This window comes from Dysgonomonas termitidis (assembly GCF_042654545.1).
Lineage (GTDB): Bacteria > Bacteroidota > Bacteroidia > Bacteroidales > Dysgonomonadaceae > Dysgonomonas > Dysgonomonas termitidis.
This window is the reverse complement of record NZ_JBHSGN010000094.1, coordinates 112,094-129,651: the sequence shown is the minus strand read 5'-3', so window position 1 is coordinate 129,651 and position 17,558 is coordinate 112,094. Positions and strand designations below refer to the sequence as shown.

Sequence of the window (17,558 nt, the reverse complement as noted above, 5' to 3'; positions counted from 1 at the left end):
GAACGCGAACCTAATCTCTTGCCAAAGAGATATTTATTGAGTACCCTTACGGGCGCACTTGAAGCTGATCTTGAGCACCTCCCTGCCATGCATCCATAAAGGGGCTGAGATAATTTTCGAGTTCCGGATATGAAGTTAATATGGTAAAGATATCGGCATACTGTTTATTTAAAAACTCTATTGCATGCGGAAATGTACAGTATTTACCTCCTTCATAGATTTTTAAATACCAGATGATAGAGGCCAATAATATGATAGGGGATTCGACAAAGAAATCCCCTTGTTTTTGTATCCAGGTGCGGTTCAAATTCAGCATAATAGTATATGCGGCCTCATAGGCATCAGAAATGTCTGTCATAAATTCAGGATTAATGGGATTACAACGGTGTGACTTACGCGGATTATCGAAGTTGATAACAAAGAACTGAGGCTTTATACTGTAACAATCCATATTGTTGATAAGTGTATTATAGGCTATAATACTCAAGTCATCAAATTTATAATCATAGATATACATCGAAAATCCCTTCTTGATATGTTGTTTTATATAATTATTGACTACGGCGTATGATTTTCCTGAGCCGGGGGTTCCTAATACGATAGTTGCCCGGAAAGGATTTACAACGTTGATCCAGCCATCGTTCCACTTCTTTTGATAATAAAATTGGGTAGGAAGGTTTACTGAATATTCATTCTCCATTAGCCGTGTCTCCTGCATAAATGATTCATTTTCTGTATTGAAAACATCTTCCATCAGGTTATTTTTCAACAAACGGCTAATCCATAAACCGGCTATTAGAAGCAATATAAAGCCAAGAGATAATGTAAAAATATACAATGCTGCATTAGCTGAAAGAGGTAATGGAAGGCTTAAAATCCACCAATTCAGAAAAAAGAGGATAAAACCGAAAAATAAACATACATAGATTTGGTTCCATGTTATTTTTTCGTTTTTCACCCCTTTGGTACCTAAGCACGACAGAGCCAGAAAAACAACACTGAATAGTTTTGTCCAAAGAATATTGGAAAACAATCCTGCTGTTCGTTGGAAATTTAACAGGATTCGGTCAACTACACCAATATTAATACCCCATTTAACAATACACTCGTAACAGAACCAATAAATATTTATCACTACAAATAATATACTAAGAGCCCGCATAAATTCCATTACTTTAGCAAGCCCCCTTAAATCATCTTCATTCTGCATAATCTATGATTTCGTTTATTGAATAATTATTCCGTAAAAAAAAGAGGTATATTAATTGAAGGATTCTTGTGTCGTAATTTGTCGTATTTTGTCGTAATTTGTCGTAATTTGTCTACCGGATTTATAACATCTTACACATTTGGCATTCCATATTGCAAATAAGATATAAAGAGAAATAAGCATTCTATATTAATAATCTTTGCAACATCAAGAGTCGTTCTTGTTATGCAATAAATTCAAGAATATTTTTTATAGAAAATAATCGCACTTAAATAAAATAACAATTGTTCAGTATTATTTAAATTTAATTTCAACTTATACAAGGCTTACAAATATGGCATATATGTAATAACTTCTCATTCATTAAAATAATTAATTTATGGTTTTTAATCATCATTCTCTCCTTATTTCTAATTATTAAAATAAATATTAAATTTTTATACTATATATATAGTATTTCAATAACCTTGATAATAAAGATATCTGGTTATAACAATAGGTTCAAAATATAATTCTGAATCTTTATTATAAAATCTTCTATCAAATGAAAGAGTTCAACAAAAGAATCAGTACGGCTACAAAGATTTTCCAATGGCCAAATACCTGATTTATCACGGTTCTCAATAAAAGGGATGATTTTGCAATATTTAACTTCAATACCTCTGTTTTTCAGCAATATAATTGCCGGTTCACTGATCACTTCCGTTTACTCTACTAAGTGCCAGAAGTGCCTCTGCCCCTTTACCTACTACTTTATCGGCAATAGAGGCACCATCCAGAAACAGGAAGTCGCTTTCAATCAACTCATACAAATCCATTACCCCTGCTTTATAAAAGTGCAGATTTCATCTCTATTTGATATCACACAAGAGTATCCTCCTGTATGTAATAATTCAAGAATACTATTCATATAATATTCCTTGCTTTATTTTAATGGAAGTAATTCTATTGTTTTGTAATATATTTCAGCCCCTTCCAACTGGAAAAGAATTTTACCCTCAGTTGTACTCAGGTTATAGGCATGATTGACTAAATGCCCATTTACATAATGTTCCGATTTGTCATCATAACAAATAATTTCTATTGTATTCCACTCAGGATTCGGATTTTCGAAATTTTCTGTTTTGATAATACGCTTCTGTGTTCCCTCCATTTTGCTTGTATTGGGTGAATCGGCATTGCTTCCGCCCACACACCAGTAATCGCCACAATCATTCTCCTGTATCTGACATTCTATGGATGTCGGCCACAATTTGTCTTCCGCATCTGTTGGAAAGTGGTACAATATTCCACTGTCACGCGCGTCCTCAAGGCGGGGCGGATATTTTTTTTCTCCCCAACGAAAAACTACACACAAATAATAATTTTTGTACGAGTTGTTTGTGCAGAAGTAACCCATTGGTTCGCCTGCAAGGTGAATAGTCCCGTCGACAACATTAAACTCTTTCTCCTCATCCTTATTTATCCCGTATTTGGGAGTATATATATACCATCCGTCGAAGTTTTTACCATTAAACAGGGATATCATTTTCGCTGTACCATCATTGACTTTGGTAAACAGAGCCTTATCCTTGTGATTTTTAATAATGCCGGGAACTGATTGTCCCTGATTACAAGCTGTTAACAGCAACACAAAAAATGACAGAAAAAAAAGATTTTTATTCTTCATCTGGAAAAAAGTTATTTTTTAAGTTATCTAATAACACATTTAATGCCATTCAGGAAACTGAGTGGTATTCAAATCCAATCCGGCAATTTGCTTCAAGTCGTCATCATCCAGCTTAAAATCAAAGATATTCAGGTTCTCCAACATATGCGCCCGTTCAGATGTCCGGGGAATAGTTATTATACCTCTCTGGATAATCCACCGCAAGGCTATCTGGGCACTGCTTTTATTATGTTTTTTGCCGATAGCAGAGAGGACGGGATTCTTAAAAATGTCGTTACGCCCTCCAGCCAAAGGCGACCAGGCTTCCATTTGCACACCTTTTTCTTGTAACGATGCCTGTTCTTCTGCCTGATGGAAGAATGGATGACATTCGATTTGATTAACCACGGGTTTGATCTTCGCATAAGAAAGCAGTTCTTCGAGTTGTTCGGTCGTGAAATTGCTTACTCCGATAGCTTTGATTTTTCCTGCCTCATAAAGTTCTTCCATTGCTTGCCACGAACCTTTTATATCTTCGTAAGGGCGTGGGCGGTGGATAAGATAAAGGTCTATATAATCTACTCCCAATTTCTTCAAGGATGCTTCAAAGCCTTTCTTTACTTTTTCGTATCCCATATCATCCACCCAAAGCTTTGTGGTAATAAAAAGCTCTTCACGATCAATACCGCTTTTTTTAATCCCTTTTCCTACCGATTCTTCATTCCCATACGTCATGGCCGTATCAATCAGGCGATAACCGACAGAAATAGCTTCTGCCACACTGTTTTCAGCTATTAAACCATTGAGGGAATATGTTCCAAATCCTATAATAGGCATATTTACACCGTTATTAAGTGTAATAAACGGAACCGTTTTAGCACTCGTATCACCACCGGTCATTTCCGATTGGGCAGAAGAGACTAAAGGAAATATCAATAATGCTCCTAAAATAATTGTTTTTAGTGTGTTATACATTGTATGTGATTTTTAATGATTAATAAATCAAAACTCAATGCTCTGCTTCAGTTGTTCTGCATACAGGTCGACACGACGCATTTCCTGCGTAATTTTTATACCTTGCGGACATTTCGGGAGGCACTGGTCACATTCTATACAGTGATTAGCCTGTCTCAGTTTCGGCACACTGCGGTCATACCCGACCAGGAATTCCCTCCGTGCCCGGCGATAATTTTCATCGTTTGAATTCTTCAGTATCTTTCCGGAACTTACGCAACGGTTATAGTGCCCGAAAATACCCGGAATATCCAGTCCGTAAGGACAAGGCATACAATACTGACATTCGGTACATTGAATATATTCCGAGTCGATAAGTACTCCCGTAGCCTCCTCCAATACTTTATTTTCCTGTTCGGTGATTGGCGCTAAAGGCGAGTAAGTGATAATATTCTCCTGTAAATGCTCCATATAGACCATGCCGCTCAGTACGGTCAGCACATTCTCGGGTGTTCCCGCATAACGAAAAGCCCATTGTGCCGCGGTATCCTCCGGGCGTACATTCTTCATTAGGGTAAGCGCTTGTGCCGGAACCCTGGCTAAACGCCCTCCCAAAAGCGGTTCCATAATTATAGCAGGGATATTATGTTTTACCAATTCGCCATATAAGTATTCGGCATTCACGTTCCTCACCCCGTCGGCATGCTGCCAATCCTGATAATTTAGCTGTATTTGCACGAAATCCCATCGGATATCCATTGCCAGCGCGTAATCATATACCTTTACATCTCCGTGAAATGACCAACCTAAATTACGGATACGACCTTCGGCCCTTTCCTTCAGAAGGAAATCGAGCAATCCGTTATATATATAGCGTACCTTGAATTCCTCAATACCATCGCGGCCTCCTCCTATCGAATGTAACAGGTAATAATCAATATAGTCTACCTGTAATTCCCGCATCGAATTATGATACATGGCAATTCCGCTCTCCAATGTATTATTCCGGGATGATTTTGTGGCAATAAAAAATTTATCGCGGGGATGGCGTTTCAGGGCGATACCCGTAGCCGCTTCCGACCAGCCCCGTATGTATACCGGCGCCGTATCAAAATAGTTGACCCCGTGAGCGATGGCATAATCCACCAATTCATTCACGGCATCCTGATCAACTTCTTCACCATTCCCGTCCGCCCGTTTCCGAAGTGGCCAGCGCATGCATCCGTAACCCAGGAGTGATACCACATCCCCCGTAATCTGGTTGGTACGATAAGTCATTTTATCTGTCGGTACTTCGCCCGAAGCACCATCTGCTGCCGACACTATATCTTTAGGCTTACAACCTACTAAGGTCGCGGTTGCAACAGCGGCTCCTATTCCCCCTGCTTTCAGAAAATCACGGCGGCTTATTCCTTCTTTATTTTTGTTTTTCATAATGAATCTATTGTCTAAATCGAATGATGCCTCACATTTCCTTCTACATAAATTGCGCTGAAAGGCCGCGCCGGACATAAGTATTCGCAAGCGCCACAACCAATGCAAAGCGCTTTATCGACCACAGGAATTTTCAATGATTTATTATTGTCCGGATCAAGAGCTATCAGAGTAATCGCTTTCGTCGGACAGTGACGTTCGCAATCGGTACATTGCACCTTGTCCGTATTCACAACGCAATTATCTCTGATCCAAAGCGCGTGTCCGATAGATATGCCCGTTTTATCGGCAATCGTAACGGGTTTTATTGCCCCGGCAGGACAAACCTGGGAACATTCTGTACATTCGGGACGGCAATATCCTCTTTCATATGACATTTCGGGCTGCATGAATGTATTCAATTTATTTGACGGTCGCAGAACACCGTTAGGACAAGCCGATACACAAAGCTGGCAAGCTGTACAATGATCCTTCATATTTTTGGCGCTTAATGCGCCCGGAGGTACAACAGGAGCTTTCCGGTCCGGTATTTTTTTATCTTCAATGGTTGCCAATCCGCCATCTACTTTCAACTGCTGGGCTCTTACGAAATTGGTTACGGTAAACACTGTTACCAGAGATATGATATTACGGCGTGACATTCCGCCTTTTTCGGTAGAGTCGGTTAAAGGCTTTACTATCGATTCTTTTTTCTTTCCTACCCATTGTGGGGCATATTCCATTGCTCCGAATTTACATTTTTCGATACAGGTAAAGCAAGTTACACACCGGCTGGAATCTATATTCCTGTTTTTTACGTCTATACACGAAGCTTTGCAGTTGCGGGCACATAATCCACATCCGCTACATTTATCTTCAACAAAAGACAACCTGAAAAGAGAATACCTGGAAATAAAACCCAGGAATGTACCTACCGGACAAACAGTATTACAATAAGTCCGCCCGTTACGCCATGCCAGGATAATTAAAACAGCAAAAGTGATTACGGCAACGAATAAAGCCGTAATACTTTTCAGCCAGACATCGACCGAATAAAACGTATAGCTATCTATCCGTTGTGAAAAATAAGCGAGAAGATTATTGCCCCATTGATATAAAGGGGCAAATAAGCCGGAAACAATACGGCCGTATGCACTATACGGCTCCAATATGACAACGACTGAGCTGATACCTGCTGCGATAGCTATAATAAACAACGCCAATATCCCGTATCTTAACCACGAGATAGCCGTAGAATATTTGAAACGGTTCTTCTTACGTTTTCCAGCTACCCATGATATGATATCCTGGAATATTCCTAACGGACAAATCACCGAACAATAAACACGTCCGAAAAACAGGGTCAGTAAAACAAGTGTCAAAACAATACCCACATTCAATGCCAATAATGCCGGTAAAAACTGTACCTTGGCCAGCCATCCGAACCATCCGTGAAGTGTTCCTGTAAAATCCAGAAACAACAGGGTTATAAAAACAAAACAAAATACGGCAACTGTTACTCTGATTTTTTTTAGCATAACTTTATCTCGAGAATATATTTTAACAAAGGTTACCTGATAAGGGTTATGTTTATTATTGAACAACCGGTTTATAATATGTCATATACCGGTTTACCTTATAAATACATCTTTTGTCTGAGGATGCACTTATTGGATGTCTCAAATTTAATAATAGAATATTTTGGTTATCGCCCATTTTCTATTAAAACGAATAAAAAGGCAGCCAACACGAAAAAAATAATATCTCACGGGAAGGTTACGGAAAATTATTATATTTTATTGATTATATAACCTTTGACATATAATTCTACGGGAAATCCGGCTCCGGATAATGAATACCGGAATATATAAACAGTTCTTCTTCACATGCCTATTTATTATTCCTGTGGCAAAGGAATTCATTGAAATCCTTATAGAGTGCTGAATCTTTAAACAATAGCAAATATTAAACTGTAATAATTTTGAGTTTAGAACAACCTAGTAATTTTTAACAATAAAATTCGAATAAATAAAAGACCGGAATTCAAAAAATCGGCTTCTTTAAAAAGAAGCCAATATAATAAAAGATAATGGTTCGCTTCTTCTTTTTAATTTATCTCCGAAAGAATTACGTCAATATTATCAGAAGCATTTTTAAGAAAATCATTAAGACTATTTTTTAATTGATTTAATCTCTTTTCCAGTTTTATTTCATGGATCCCTTCAGTTATTCTAATTTTGTTTCTTATAATCTCGATATTAAAGTTATTGCTTGTAGTCGCATAAGGCAAATCCATATAAGCTTGATTTGCAGAAAACTTCCTGTCCCAAGGTTGTAAAGTATCAGTAAGAATAGCAAAATATGCAAAAGGAGATTTAAGAAGATCGGTTTTATAGTATTTGTTTTCTAATTCCGATGGATAAAGATTATGTATTGCTATAGCAAAACAAGATTCTGTTAAAATGTCAAATCTTTTATAATTCTTCTTTTGATCCCATTGACTAATATCCGTGTTGATTGCTAAGTTTTTTAAGCGCAGTAAGTTTATATCTGATTGATTGTGAGACAATATAATCTCATATATATTTAAAATCTCAATCATTACAAGGGCACTGTATATACCATGATCATAATACTTACCATTTCGTTTACCATGAATAGGCCTATAATTATTCAGAATATGTTCAAAGTCGCCAAGTTCAACTTCTTTCATTTTTTTGTTAATTGCTAAAAAAAATGGATCTTTTTCCACAGAACTAAAAAAAGCTTCCGTATCTATAGAATTGGTCTCATACTTAATTAAGAAAGTTGGATCAATCTCGAATTTAAGCTTAGTGCCTAAATTTTCCCTTATTGATCTTATAGCAACAACAAGATTATTATTCGCAATAATATCTCCACTTATATGTGTAGATATATTTGCGATCATAGTTTCATAGTCTCCAAAAGCATCACTAAATATTTCTCTTACTGTTTCATCTGCATCTTTCTCAGTAAACTGAAAATACTCTTTTTGAGGTAGTTTGTTTTTTAGTAATTTGTTTAATACACTTGATATTAAATCGGGGATATTATTATTCAAATTTTGAATTTCCTGTAATAAACCATCAATCGCAGATGAATTTATTGAAGGATCATCTTCCATATATTTATAATAACCGGCTAGTTTATACAGTACTAAATATATTTCAAAGCAATATTGTTGAAATTCATTTTCAGTCGTAATTAATTCTAATTTGGATTTTGTCAAATTTGCTAAATGTTCTAATGCTTCTTGATAGTCCCGCTTTTCTATATCTGAAAATAAGTAATCAAAGAAAACGCTTATTTGTTCAAATGGATTTGCATAAAAATATTGAATGGTATAATTTTTATTGTAATGCAAGTCTTCAAAAGGAAAAGAAGCCAACAGCATCGGATTATTGTTTCTCTTTTTATAATATTTAGTAAGATACACAACATGAGATTTGTCTTGCTTGCCTTTCTCATTAGCTGAATCTTTTTCTGTATCTAAAATTTCTTCTTCTTTTTTCGAAGAAACTGTATTGGTGGGAATATATAAAACTAAAGGATAATTATTAGAATCAAACAATACAGCACAGATGTTTTCTTTAGGAAATATATTGACAATATTTCTTAATGTTTTATAGCCATAAATACCGGCTAGTTTCTTTGCATTACCCCACTTAGTAGGGCTTAAATCATCAATAATATCTTTATTTTTTCCATCAATTTCTTTAACAACAGCCTTTTCTGTAATTTCTGTAGATGCTTCTTCCTGGATTTCCTCAATTAAATAATTACTAACCAACAGGCCAAAGGATTCTTCATTATGAGCGGTATTTAAATTATTGATAGCAATTATTTTTGACAAGCTTTTAAATACTAAATCTTTACCAAGTGACTTTGATATTTTTTCGAAAGCTTTAATATATTTCTTTTGTTTATCTTTAAAAGAGTCGGTGTTATTTTCAATCCCTAGATAATATTCAAAGGGATAAGCAAGATCATGATAAAGAACAAAATATCTCCAAGCAATAATTACATCTTTCTTCGCTGAAATATTCATTGAAGAATCTAAAATCTTTTTTTTGCTCCTTTTCAATTGAAATAGTTTAGTAACTTTCTCATTTATAGGCGTATGATAAAAATAGAGATAAACACCTAAAATATAAGAATGTACTAAATGTACAAAATGATCCCTTTTTATGTAATTATCTACTTTCTCGTGTAAATCTCCTGAATCCATATCAAGGATATTAAATAATAATCTAGTTGGAGGTGAGAAATGAGAATCATAGGTAATGCATAATAATATATCTTTAGCAAGCGTTATCTGACGTTCTGTATTCTCTTCTTCCAAAAAACTTATAAACAATTCTTTGTTTGGAAAAATGAAATCATGTAAGTACAAAAAGTCATTTTTACCTTTAGGCGGATTCGGAGAAGTGAATAACGCCTGTTTTAATGTCCCTCGAATATTCTTTTTTTGTTTCATGACATTTCTTTTATTTTTAGCTGAATTGGGAAAATATTAAGATGCCATTTTTTTATCTTATAGAAAGTAGTTTTTTACCTGTTCAGTAAACAGATATGTTGCAGATTCTTGTCCATCAGTCATCTTTTTAATGGACTTCGATAAAGAAGTGTAGAGCTTACATGTAGAATTAATTCTTGCTCTTCTTTTTCTTCGTTTCTTATTACTGGTTATCTTCTGTTGCAATCCTTTGCCTCTTGATAATATATTTGATATTTCTTTTTCAATTTCTTTTTGTTTATACATTTCTTTTCTAGCTGCATTATCCAGGTCCTTGCCAAGGTCAATAATCTCTTGTTTCTTTTCTTTTAAACTTCGATTAAAACTACTAATTAACAACTCATAGTGATTGTAATCAAAAAACTCACATTTATTTGTTTTTTTATTGTCTGGGAATGCAGTCCACAACCTATTTAAAATAAGCTGTAAACTTGTACTATAAACGTCAGATAGTTGTTTTAAGTGAGAGCAGTCCCAAAATAGACCTTTTAGTTTTTTTTTACGTTCTGAACCAGCCATAGTGTTTCTAACTATTAGTTTTAAGAAGATTAATTTATGAAATTTTCAAACATTTAATCCTTTTAATCAACATTGGATTATTGTTTCTACCTAATAAGGCATTTGATTCAAAAGTAAAAGTTATATTCAAGAATAACAAATATTTTTATTGAAAATTCATGTTGATTCATTAAAAATCAGCACTGAATTTCAACCAATTACAATCTACAGGAAGCCTTATAGACCATATTACAATATCGTTGATGACTAGGTTTTCTCTTATGCAAAAGGAATTATTGATAAAGAGTGTAAAACTGTATCCGAAAATATCTTGAGATTCTTTAGACGCTAAATATTTAGAATATTTAAAAAAACAGTAACAAATTCTTTAAGAGAAAATCTTTTTACGATCATCAAAGAACTACTTCCCAAATAGTCGGAGTGATAAATTGGTCGGAAAGACATATTTCATACTTAGCTGGTCTCGGTACATTTAGCCTTAACGATGGTTTTATCACTGAAAATAGGAATGGCAATAAATCTTGTATCAGTGATAACAGAATTAAAACTTGAACCGGATAGCAGAAATGCAAAATCTATTACTGATAACTGTCTGTTTTGTAGAAAAGGAACTTGCAGAGCATGTGTCAAAAGATGCCCGGTAGGAGCTATCACTACAAGCGGACACTACAAGATTAAATGCCGTATCCATGTGTATGGAGAAGAATCAAAAAAGTATGCAGTAGAACATGGAGGGAGTATAAAAAATCGGCTCAGGATGCGGACTTTGCTTCACAAATGTACCATGCGAATTTAAAATACCTAAATAGATACAGAGATATCTATTTTCATTCAGCATAAAAACTGGACTTAGGTCTGATTATCAATATTCAATCTAAAATTTTATGCTTATAAACGATGTTTTAAATATGAGGTTTTTCATCCTATTGGCTGAACCTTCATGAGAAGTAACTGACAAAGAAATGCATCTACCTATGCACAGCTTATTAAACATATAGGCACTGTGTTTCTCTATCTATAAAATAACATTAAGTTTTTTCGATGTTCGGAAAGGTGGATGAGTAGCCGAAAATGGAGATTTTAAAGATCTTATTGTAGCTTCAGATACAGATATAAATAAAAAGTCAGGTTTAAGCAGAAATAATGGAACTTTCTCTATAAGATGATAACCCTAAATAAAAACAAAATTTTATTTAGGGTTATTTCTTTATGAATCGTTTTATATATGTAAGGCTATTTTAAACATTGCTTTCAGCCTTTTTTACGAACTTAAATCTATATCTACTATGCGTCCATTCATTTTCATCGCTTTTTCCATATTTATCTCTATGACTGTATCCGCACAATGCCAATATATACCAGATGTGGGATTGGCAAAACAACTGGAAGAAAGCCGGAATCTTCGTTCTACATTTAAGGCCGATCCGTCCAATGCCGCCCTTACCCGCTGGTATGGTAAAGAAGTGATTTCTTCGCGGATACTGCCACTGGCAGATGATTTCGAGTCTCTTAGACATAAAGGCCCCGGCACAATACAGGTTGATCGCGAGATGACCGTTTCCGGCAAAGGGAGCATTCGTCTGGATACTCCCGTATCGTTGGACGTGAAGAATCCAAGTAACCGTAATTATGGAATGCCGGAAATTATCCGGCCACTAGATAATGAAGATCTGCATGATTATAACCGCTTTTCTGTTTGGGTTTACGTTGATGCTCCGGGCATTTACCTTGCTTTTACCGGATTTACGCTTTACAACGAAGGCGTGAAAATAATGCCAGTACCGGGACGTTTTGAAGGACAGCATTTTGAAACCGTTTATCCAAACAAATGGCAACGGATCGTATGGGAGATACCAGATCTGTATCGTGACAAGGTAACCGGACTTTCGGTTAATATTATGATGACAGGTGCTCCTGCTGGCGCAAGCGAACAGATGAGCTTGTATATAGACGATATGCGTCTGGAAAAGGTAGAACCTGAAAATACACGTGGCTTCACTCTGCGTAAGAATGCCATCGCATATAGCCACAGCGGTTATAAGCACGGCGCACGCAAGCAGGCATTGGTACAGAATGTAAAAGACGTTTCATTCAGGCTTCATGACGAAGCTACCGGCGCCGTAGTCTATGAAAGCAGGGGCAAGGCGATGGAAAACGGCTTTGTACTGCTGGATTTCAGTGACTTTGAGCAGCGTGGACAATATACGGTTTCTATTGGTAATATTACATCCAAACCCTTTGCTATCGGCGATGACGCTTATCTGGCGACCGCATGGCGTACGCTCAACTTTTTTTATGCTGAACGTTGCGGCTACGATCAGCCGGGTATCCATCAGGAATGCCATCTGGACGTGCTTTGTATGCATCCCGACGGACGCAGTATCAGCGTGGCCGGTGGTTGGCACGATGCAGCTGACATGACGCAAGGTATCGGCAATACAGCTGAAGGTGGTATTGCCATGCTGGAAATGGCTGCCGCTGTGAAAGGAAAGGATCAGGTATTGTACGAACGTTTACTTGAAGAAGCCCGATGGGGACTGAACTGGGTGATGCGCACCCGATTTGGCGACGGTTATCGGCAAGGAGGGCTGATTATAGGTATCCATACGAAAAATATACGGGGAGACAAGGATGATATGGAAGCTATTGCCCGTAATTCTCCATCGGATAATCTGATGGGCGCCTACTATTGTGCATTGGCTGCCCCATTCTATGATACATCGGACCCTGTATTTGCCCGTTGGTGCCGCAATTGTGCAGTAGAGGATTTTGAGTTTGCTATGGATATAATCAATACCGGTCAACCTGTAAACAATAGTATGGAGTTATCCGCTCTGGCAATGACTGTTTCCATGTATATGTATCGTCTCACAGGTAAGCAGTCTTATATCGATTATGCGGCCGGTTTTGCACGCACGGTAATGAATTGCCAGCAGTTGGAACGCCGTAAGGACTGGACGATGCCGCTTCATGGCTTCTTCTATGAAACGGCAGATAAGAAACGTATCCAGGCCTATTACCATCAGAGTAAAGAGCATCTGCCCGTACAGGGACTGTCTATGCTACTTACTGATGTTCCCAATCACAAGGATGCTGCACAGTGGAAATCTTCTTGCCAGGCATACGCGGACTACCTGCATGACATAGTCGAAGTGATGACACCTTACGGAATCCTGCCAGGCGCAGTATACGAGGTGGACAATACAGACTACTCTAACCTTTATCACGAAGGGGAACAGGTAGGTTTGCCCTCGCTGGAAGAATACAATGCGCAGGTAAAAAATGGTATCAGGCTATCCAAAACGTATTACCTGCGCCGTTTCCCTGTAGCCTACCAGTTCAGGGGTTTCCATGCAGTTCATATGGGTAAGGCCAAAGCCGCTTTTATTCTGGCTCGCCTGCTGAATGATACTGAACTGAAGTATATCGCTACCCGTCAACTGGAATACATTATCGGCTTCAATCCCTATGCCGCCAGCACGATATACGGTGATGGTTACGACTACCATCCGCTTTACGGAGCATATGCCGGTGATGTTGTCGGTGCTGTACCTGTAGGCATAGAAACTTTCGAGAACGATGACGAACCCTATTTCCCAACCCAAAATAATTGCACCTACAAAGAAATATGGACGCATACTACCGCCCGTGTACTATGGCTGGTGGCCGAATTGTTTAAGGAATAGGAAAGAAAAAAGTGCGATTCACAACTTGTTAGGGCCAAAGATTCATTTCCGGTCATGACTTCTTGACTACTATTTAAATGATAGTCCCTGTATAGTTGATATAGAATGTAATAAATACGATCCATACCTTAATTATAATTCTAAGAAAATGAAAAATATAATGTCTTTATTCAAAATGCTCCCCAAAAAGACTGTAGTAATCATTGCTTCTGCCTTATTTCTTTCAGTCTCTTACTCTTATTCCCAAAAGATAAATCAGGTGAATGTTATACCTCGTCCTGTACATATGACAACAGGGAATAAATTCTACAAGATAAATAAGATAGCGGAACCGGGTCAATCCGAAAAGGTGCGTTATATTATTGACGAACTATTCGATAAAGATAAACCGGAAGGGTATAGATTGGATGTTAATGAGAAGGGTATAACCGTCAAAGCGGGAACCGAAGCAGGTTTATTTTACGGCCAACAGACGTTGCGACAGCTACTTACACCTGAAGGTATTCCGTATATATGCATAGAAGACGCACCGCGTTTCCCATATAGGGGGCTTCATCTGGATGTATCGAGAAATTTCTTCCCGAAAGAGTTTGTGATGAAAATGCTTGACGCAATGGCCTTTTATAAGCTTAACCGATTTCATTGGCATCTTACCGATGGCGCCGGATGGCGTATCCTGATAGATAAGTATCCGAAATTAACCGCTAAGACAGCTTTTCGTAATGCCCCTGATTTTATGAAATGGGAAGAAACCGGGCATAAGTTTGTCGACGAAGGAACACCTGGCGCATATGGAGGATATTACACAAAAGAAGATATCCGTGAAGTAGTAGCATATGCACAGGCAAGGCATATAACGATTATCCCTGAAATTGAGATGCCGGGGCATTCTTCGGAAGTATTTGTCGCTTATCCTGAACTGTGTTGTTCCGGCGAAGCCTATAAGGACGGAGATTACTGTATTGGCAATGAGGACTCTTTTATATTCATTGAAAATGTACTGGCGGAGGTTATAGAGCTGTTCCCTTCGGAATATATCCATATCGGTGGTGACGAGGCATCTAAACGCGCGTGGAAGACCTGCCCGAAATGCCTGAAACGAATGAAAGAGGAAGGGTTGCAGGATGTGGACGAACTGCAGAGTTATATGATCCGGCGTATAGAGAATTTCCTTCATTCAAAAGGACGCAAACTGATTGGCTGGGACGAGATTCTGGAGGGAGGTATAGCTCCTGATGCCACTGTTATGTCATGGCAGGATGAGAAGGGCGGGATAAAAGCGGCACGGCTGGGACACGATGCTGTAATGACGCCTCAGAATTATTTATACTTCGATTTCTATGTAGCCGACCCCAGGGCAGAACCTTATTCCGCAATCGGCGGATATACCCCGCCCAAACGTGTGTACAGTTATAATCCGGTATTGGCAGACTCGCTTACCGAAGCCGAACGTAAACACATCATAGGCGTGCAGGCAAATACATGGACAGAATACATCCCAACCACCGAACATGCCGAATATATGATATTTCCCCGCGCGCTGGCCTTGTCCGAAGTAGCTTGGTCGCCACAGGAAACACGTTCGTGGGAAGATTTTAAACCTCGTATGAATGCGCATATTCCGGTACTTCTGGGAATGGGGATAAATGCGTTTCCACTTTCCTGCGATATAGATATTGCCATGCAGGTAGATACTATAAATAAGCAGATTGCTGTTATGCTGGATGCTGAAAAAGACCCTGCAGAAATACATTATACTACCGATGGCTCTATTCCTACAGCATCGTCTTCCCTGTACAAATATCCGGTAATCGTGAAAGATTCGGCAGTCATCAAAGCAGCCATATTCAAGGATGGGAAGATTCAGGGAGGAAAGATATCTGAAAAACGAATCGACTATCACCGGGGTATCAACAAACCGATCCGTTACAATAATGAGTTATCTTCCAGATATATGGCCGGAGGAATAAATGCGCTGCTCGATGGTTACCGGGGAGGATGGACTTATTATGATGACAGATGGCAAGGCTATACCAGTTCGCTGGATTGTATAATAGATATGGGAGAAACGACAGATATCCATAGAGTATCCTCACGTTTTTTACAATTGACCGGTCCTTCTGTATTCCAACCACAGCAGGTAGAACTTCTAACATCGACCGACGGTGAGAACTTCCTATCGCAGGGAATTATTCCGTCCACCGTATCCCGTGATGAAAAGAAACTGACTTTTAAAGATTATACTTTCACCGGTAATTGGAAGGCCCGCTATATCCGGCTGAAAGCCAAAGAAGATAATGGTCATATATTCATTTTCACCGACGAGATTGTAATATGGTAGCCGACCCATGAAGTGATATATAATAATAGTTCTGAACAGTAACAGGTTTGTAAACCTGATTTCGTTTTAAAATTTAGGGTTATTTCTTTTTGATTCATTTTATATATGTAAGGCTAAAGATAAAATAATGCATAAAGAGTTGTTAAAGAAATATATAGAAGGAAATTACCTGACAGATGATGAATGTGAAACAGTTGTCAGCTGGCTGGAAGAATCACCTGAAAATATGAATGAGTATAAAACTCTTCACAAGATATACGATGCATTTCTTTGGAATAGGTATGGAGAGAATTATAATATTCTTTCCGGAATTCAGCTTAAAAAAAGAAGTATAAAAAGGCAACTTATAATTCTTTCCCGCTATGCAGCGGTATTCCTCATTGCTGTATTGGGCTGTTATATTTTCCTTACCTATTTTGGTGCACCGGAAGCTGTAAGAACAGAAACTGCTAGAAATACAGTATTTGTTCCTCCGGGGCAAAGAGCTGAAATTACGCTTACAGATGGAACCAAGGTATGGTTGAATGCCAGGACAAGGTTTATCTATCCTGAGAAATTTGACCCTGATCACAGAGATGTATATCTGGATGGGGAAGCCTATTTTGAAGTGGAAAAAGATGAAAAAAGACCTTTCACCGTAAGGACGGATAATTATAACATTAAGGTATTAGGTCCTGAATTTAATGTCATAGCTTACAAAGGCTCGGAGCTGTTTGAAACATCCTTGCTGGAAGGTTCGGTAGAGGTGAAATCACATGATGAAAAGTCATCATGTGTACTTTCACCTGATAACATTGCCTATACTGAAAATGGAAAGTTGAAGACCGCTCCGCTCATTGATAAGAATTTTCTACTATGGAAAGATGGTATTATTTATTTTGATAATGAAACGGTACTCGAAATAATGAAAAAGCTGGAACTATATTTCGATATTAAGATTGATGTGCAGAATAAGTCCATAATTACGCACAGATATTCAGGGAAATTCAGGACTAAAGATGGTGTAGAGCAAGTGCTGAAGGTTTTGCAACTGAAGCATATGTTCAAATACACACGGGATGATTCTGCCAACATTATTAGTATTTTATAAGAAAAACGACTAAAAACCTTAAAACCTAATATGCCTATGAAATAACCAAAAGAAAAACAAGTGCCCGGAAAATGCTGTAACATTCCCCGGGCATAAAGACCAATACCAGACTAGTGATAAATTAATCTTAGTACTAACCTTAGATATACAAAAGTATGAA

At 37.7% G+C, this 17,558-nt stretch carries 11 protein-coding genes and 1 pseudogene; 3 read left to right on the top strand and 9 right to left on the bottom strand.

Going from position 1 to position 17,558, the window contains the following annotated elements; all coding sequences use genetic code 11:
* Nucleotides 1-58 precede the first annotated feature (58 nt).
* From ACFO6W_RS16450 to ACFO6W_RS16410, 9 genes and pseudogenes are all read right to left on the bottom strand, one after another.
* Nucleotides 59-1,210, bottom strand: a pseudogene (locus ACFO6W_RS16450) (YWFCY domain-containing protein); the annotation flags it as partial.
* Nucleotides 1,211-1,697: 487 nt separating this feature from the next.
* The gene (locus tag ACFO6W_RS16445; RefSeq protein WP_379998394.1) at nt 1,698-1,910 is read right to left on the bottom strand and encodes a DUF1893 domain-containing protein; all 213 of its coding nucleotides are present in this window, start codon (nt 1,908-1,910) and stop codon (nt 1,698-1,700) included.
* Nucleotides 1,900-2,028 carry a DUF1893 domain-containing protein gene (locus ACFO6W_RS16440; RefSeq protein ID WP_379998392.1) on the bottom strand — a complete coding sequence of 43 codons (129 nt, stop codon included), beginning with the start codon at nt 2,026-2,028 and terminating at the stop codon, nt 1,900-1,902. Before ACFO6W_RS16440 ends, ACFO6W_RS16445 begins: the two co-directional genes overlap by 11 nt.
* A 107-nt stretch (nt 2,029-2,135) precedes the next feature.
* Complete coding sequence (locus ACFO6W_RS16435) at nt 2,136-2,879, bottom strand: 3-keto-disaccharide hydrolase (protein ID WP_379998390.1); 744 nt, start codon at nt 2,877-2,879, stop codon at nt 2,136-2,138.
* A gap of 39 nt (nt 2,880-2,918) precedes the next feature.
* The gene (locus ACFO6W_RS16430) at nt 2,919-3,833 is read right to left on the bottom strand and encodes an aldo/keto reductase (protein ID WP_379998388.1); all 915 of its coding nucleotides are present in this window, start codon (nt 3,831-3,833) and stop codon (nt 2,919-2,921) included.
* 27 nt (nt 3,834-3,860) lie between these two features.
* Entirely contained in the window at nt 3,861-5,246 is a 1,386-nt protein-coding gene (locus ACFO6W_RS16425; RefSeq protein WP_379998386.1) for an aldo/keto reductase, read from the bottom strand.
* Between the two features lie 14 nt (nt 5,247-5,260).
* Entirely contained in the window at nt 5,261-6,763 is a 1,503-nt protein-coding gene (locus ACFO6W_RS16420; protein ID WP_379998384.1) for a 4Fe-4S dicluster domain-containing protein, read from the bottom strand.
* A 569-nt stretch (nt 6,764-7,332) separates the two neighbouring features.
* On the bottom strand, nt 7,333-9,723 hold the full coding sequence (locus tag ACFO6W_RS16415) for a hypothetical protein (RefSeq protein ID WP_379998382.1): 2,391 nt from the start codon (nt 9,721-9,723) through the stop codon (nt 7,333-7,335).
* Nucleotides 9,724-9,780: 57 nt separating this feature from the next.
* Nucleotides 9,781-10,281 (bottom strand): hypothetical protein, encoded by a 501-nt coding sequence (locus tag ACFO6W_RS16410; protein ID WP_379998380.1) that lies wholly within the window; start codon nt 10,279-10,281, stop codon nt 9,781-9,783.
* A 1,286-nt stretch (nt 10,282-11,567) separates the two neighbouring features.
* On the opposite strand from ACFO6W_RS16410, the gene ACFO6W_RS16405 reads away from it, so the two are divergent.
* From ACFO6W_RS16405 to ACFO6W_RS16395, 3 genes are all read left to right on the top strand, one after another.
* Nucleotides 11,568-13,967, top strand: a complete 2,400-nt coding sequence (locus ACFO6W_RS16405; protein WP_379998378.1) for a glycoside hydrolase family 9 protein — start codon at nt 11,568-11,570, stop codon at nt 13,965-13,967.
* Between the two features lie 148 nt (nt 13,968-14,115).
* Complete coding sequence (locus tag ACFO6W_RS16400; protein WP_379998376.1) at nt 14,116-16,308, top strand: family 20 glycosylhydrolase; 2,193 nt, start codon at nt 14,116-14,118, stop codon at nt 16,306-16,308.
* Nucleotides 16,309-16,435: 127 nt separating this feature from the next.
* Nucleotides 16,436-17,398 carry a FecR family protein gene (locus ACFO6W_RS16395; RefSeq protein WP_379998374.1) on the top strand — a complete coding sequence of 321 codons (963 nt, stop codon included), beginning with the start codon at nt 16,436-16,438 and terminating at the stop codon, nt 17,396-17,398.
* Nucleotides 17,399-17,558: the final 160 nt, after the last annotated feature.

Coding starts and splice junctions, on each gene's coding strand:
- ACFO6W_RS16415 (WP_379998382.1), bottom strand. CDS start 9,723: ATGAAACAAAAAAAGAATATTCGAGGGACATTAAAACAGGCGTTATTC.
- ACFO6W_RS16430 (WP_379998388.1), bottom strand. CDS start 3,833: ATGTATAACACACTAAAAACAATTATTTTAGGAGCATTATTGATATTT.
- ACFO6W_RS16410 (WP_379998380.1), bottom strand. CDS start 10,281: ATGGCTGGTTCAGAACGTAAAAAAAAACTAAAAGGTCTATTTTGGGAC.
- ACFO6W_RS16395 (WP_379998374.1), top strand. CDS start 16,436: ATGCATAAAGAGTTGTTAAAGAAATATATAGAAGGAAATTACCTGACA.
- ACFO6W_RS16435 (WP_379998390.1), bottom strand. CDS start 2,879: ATGAAGAATAAAAATCTTTTTTTTCTGTCATTTTTTGTGTTGCTGTTA.
- ACFO6W_RS16400 (WP_379998376.1), top strand. CDS start 14,116: ATGAAAAATATAATGTCTTTATTCAAAATGCTCCCCAAAAAGACTGTA.
- ACFO6W_RS16425 (WP_379998386.1), bottom strand. CDS start 5,246: ATGAAAAACAAAAATAAAGAAGGAATAAGCCGCCGTGATTTTCTGAAA.
- ACFO6W_RS16405 (WP_379998378.1), top strand. CDS start 11,568: ATGCGTCCATTCATTTTCATCGCTTTTTCCATATTTATCTCTATGACT.
- ACFO6W_RS16440 (WP_379998392.1), bottom strand. CDS start 2,028: ATGGATTTGTATGAGTTGATTGAAAGCGACTTCCTGTTTCTGGATGGT.
- ACFO6W_RS16420 (WP_379998384.1), bottom strand. CDS start 6,763: ATGCTAAAAAAAATCAGAGTAACAGTTGCCGTATTTTGTTTTGTTTTT.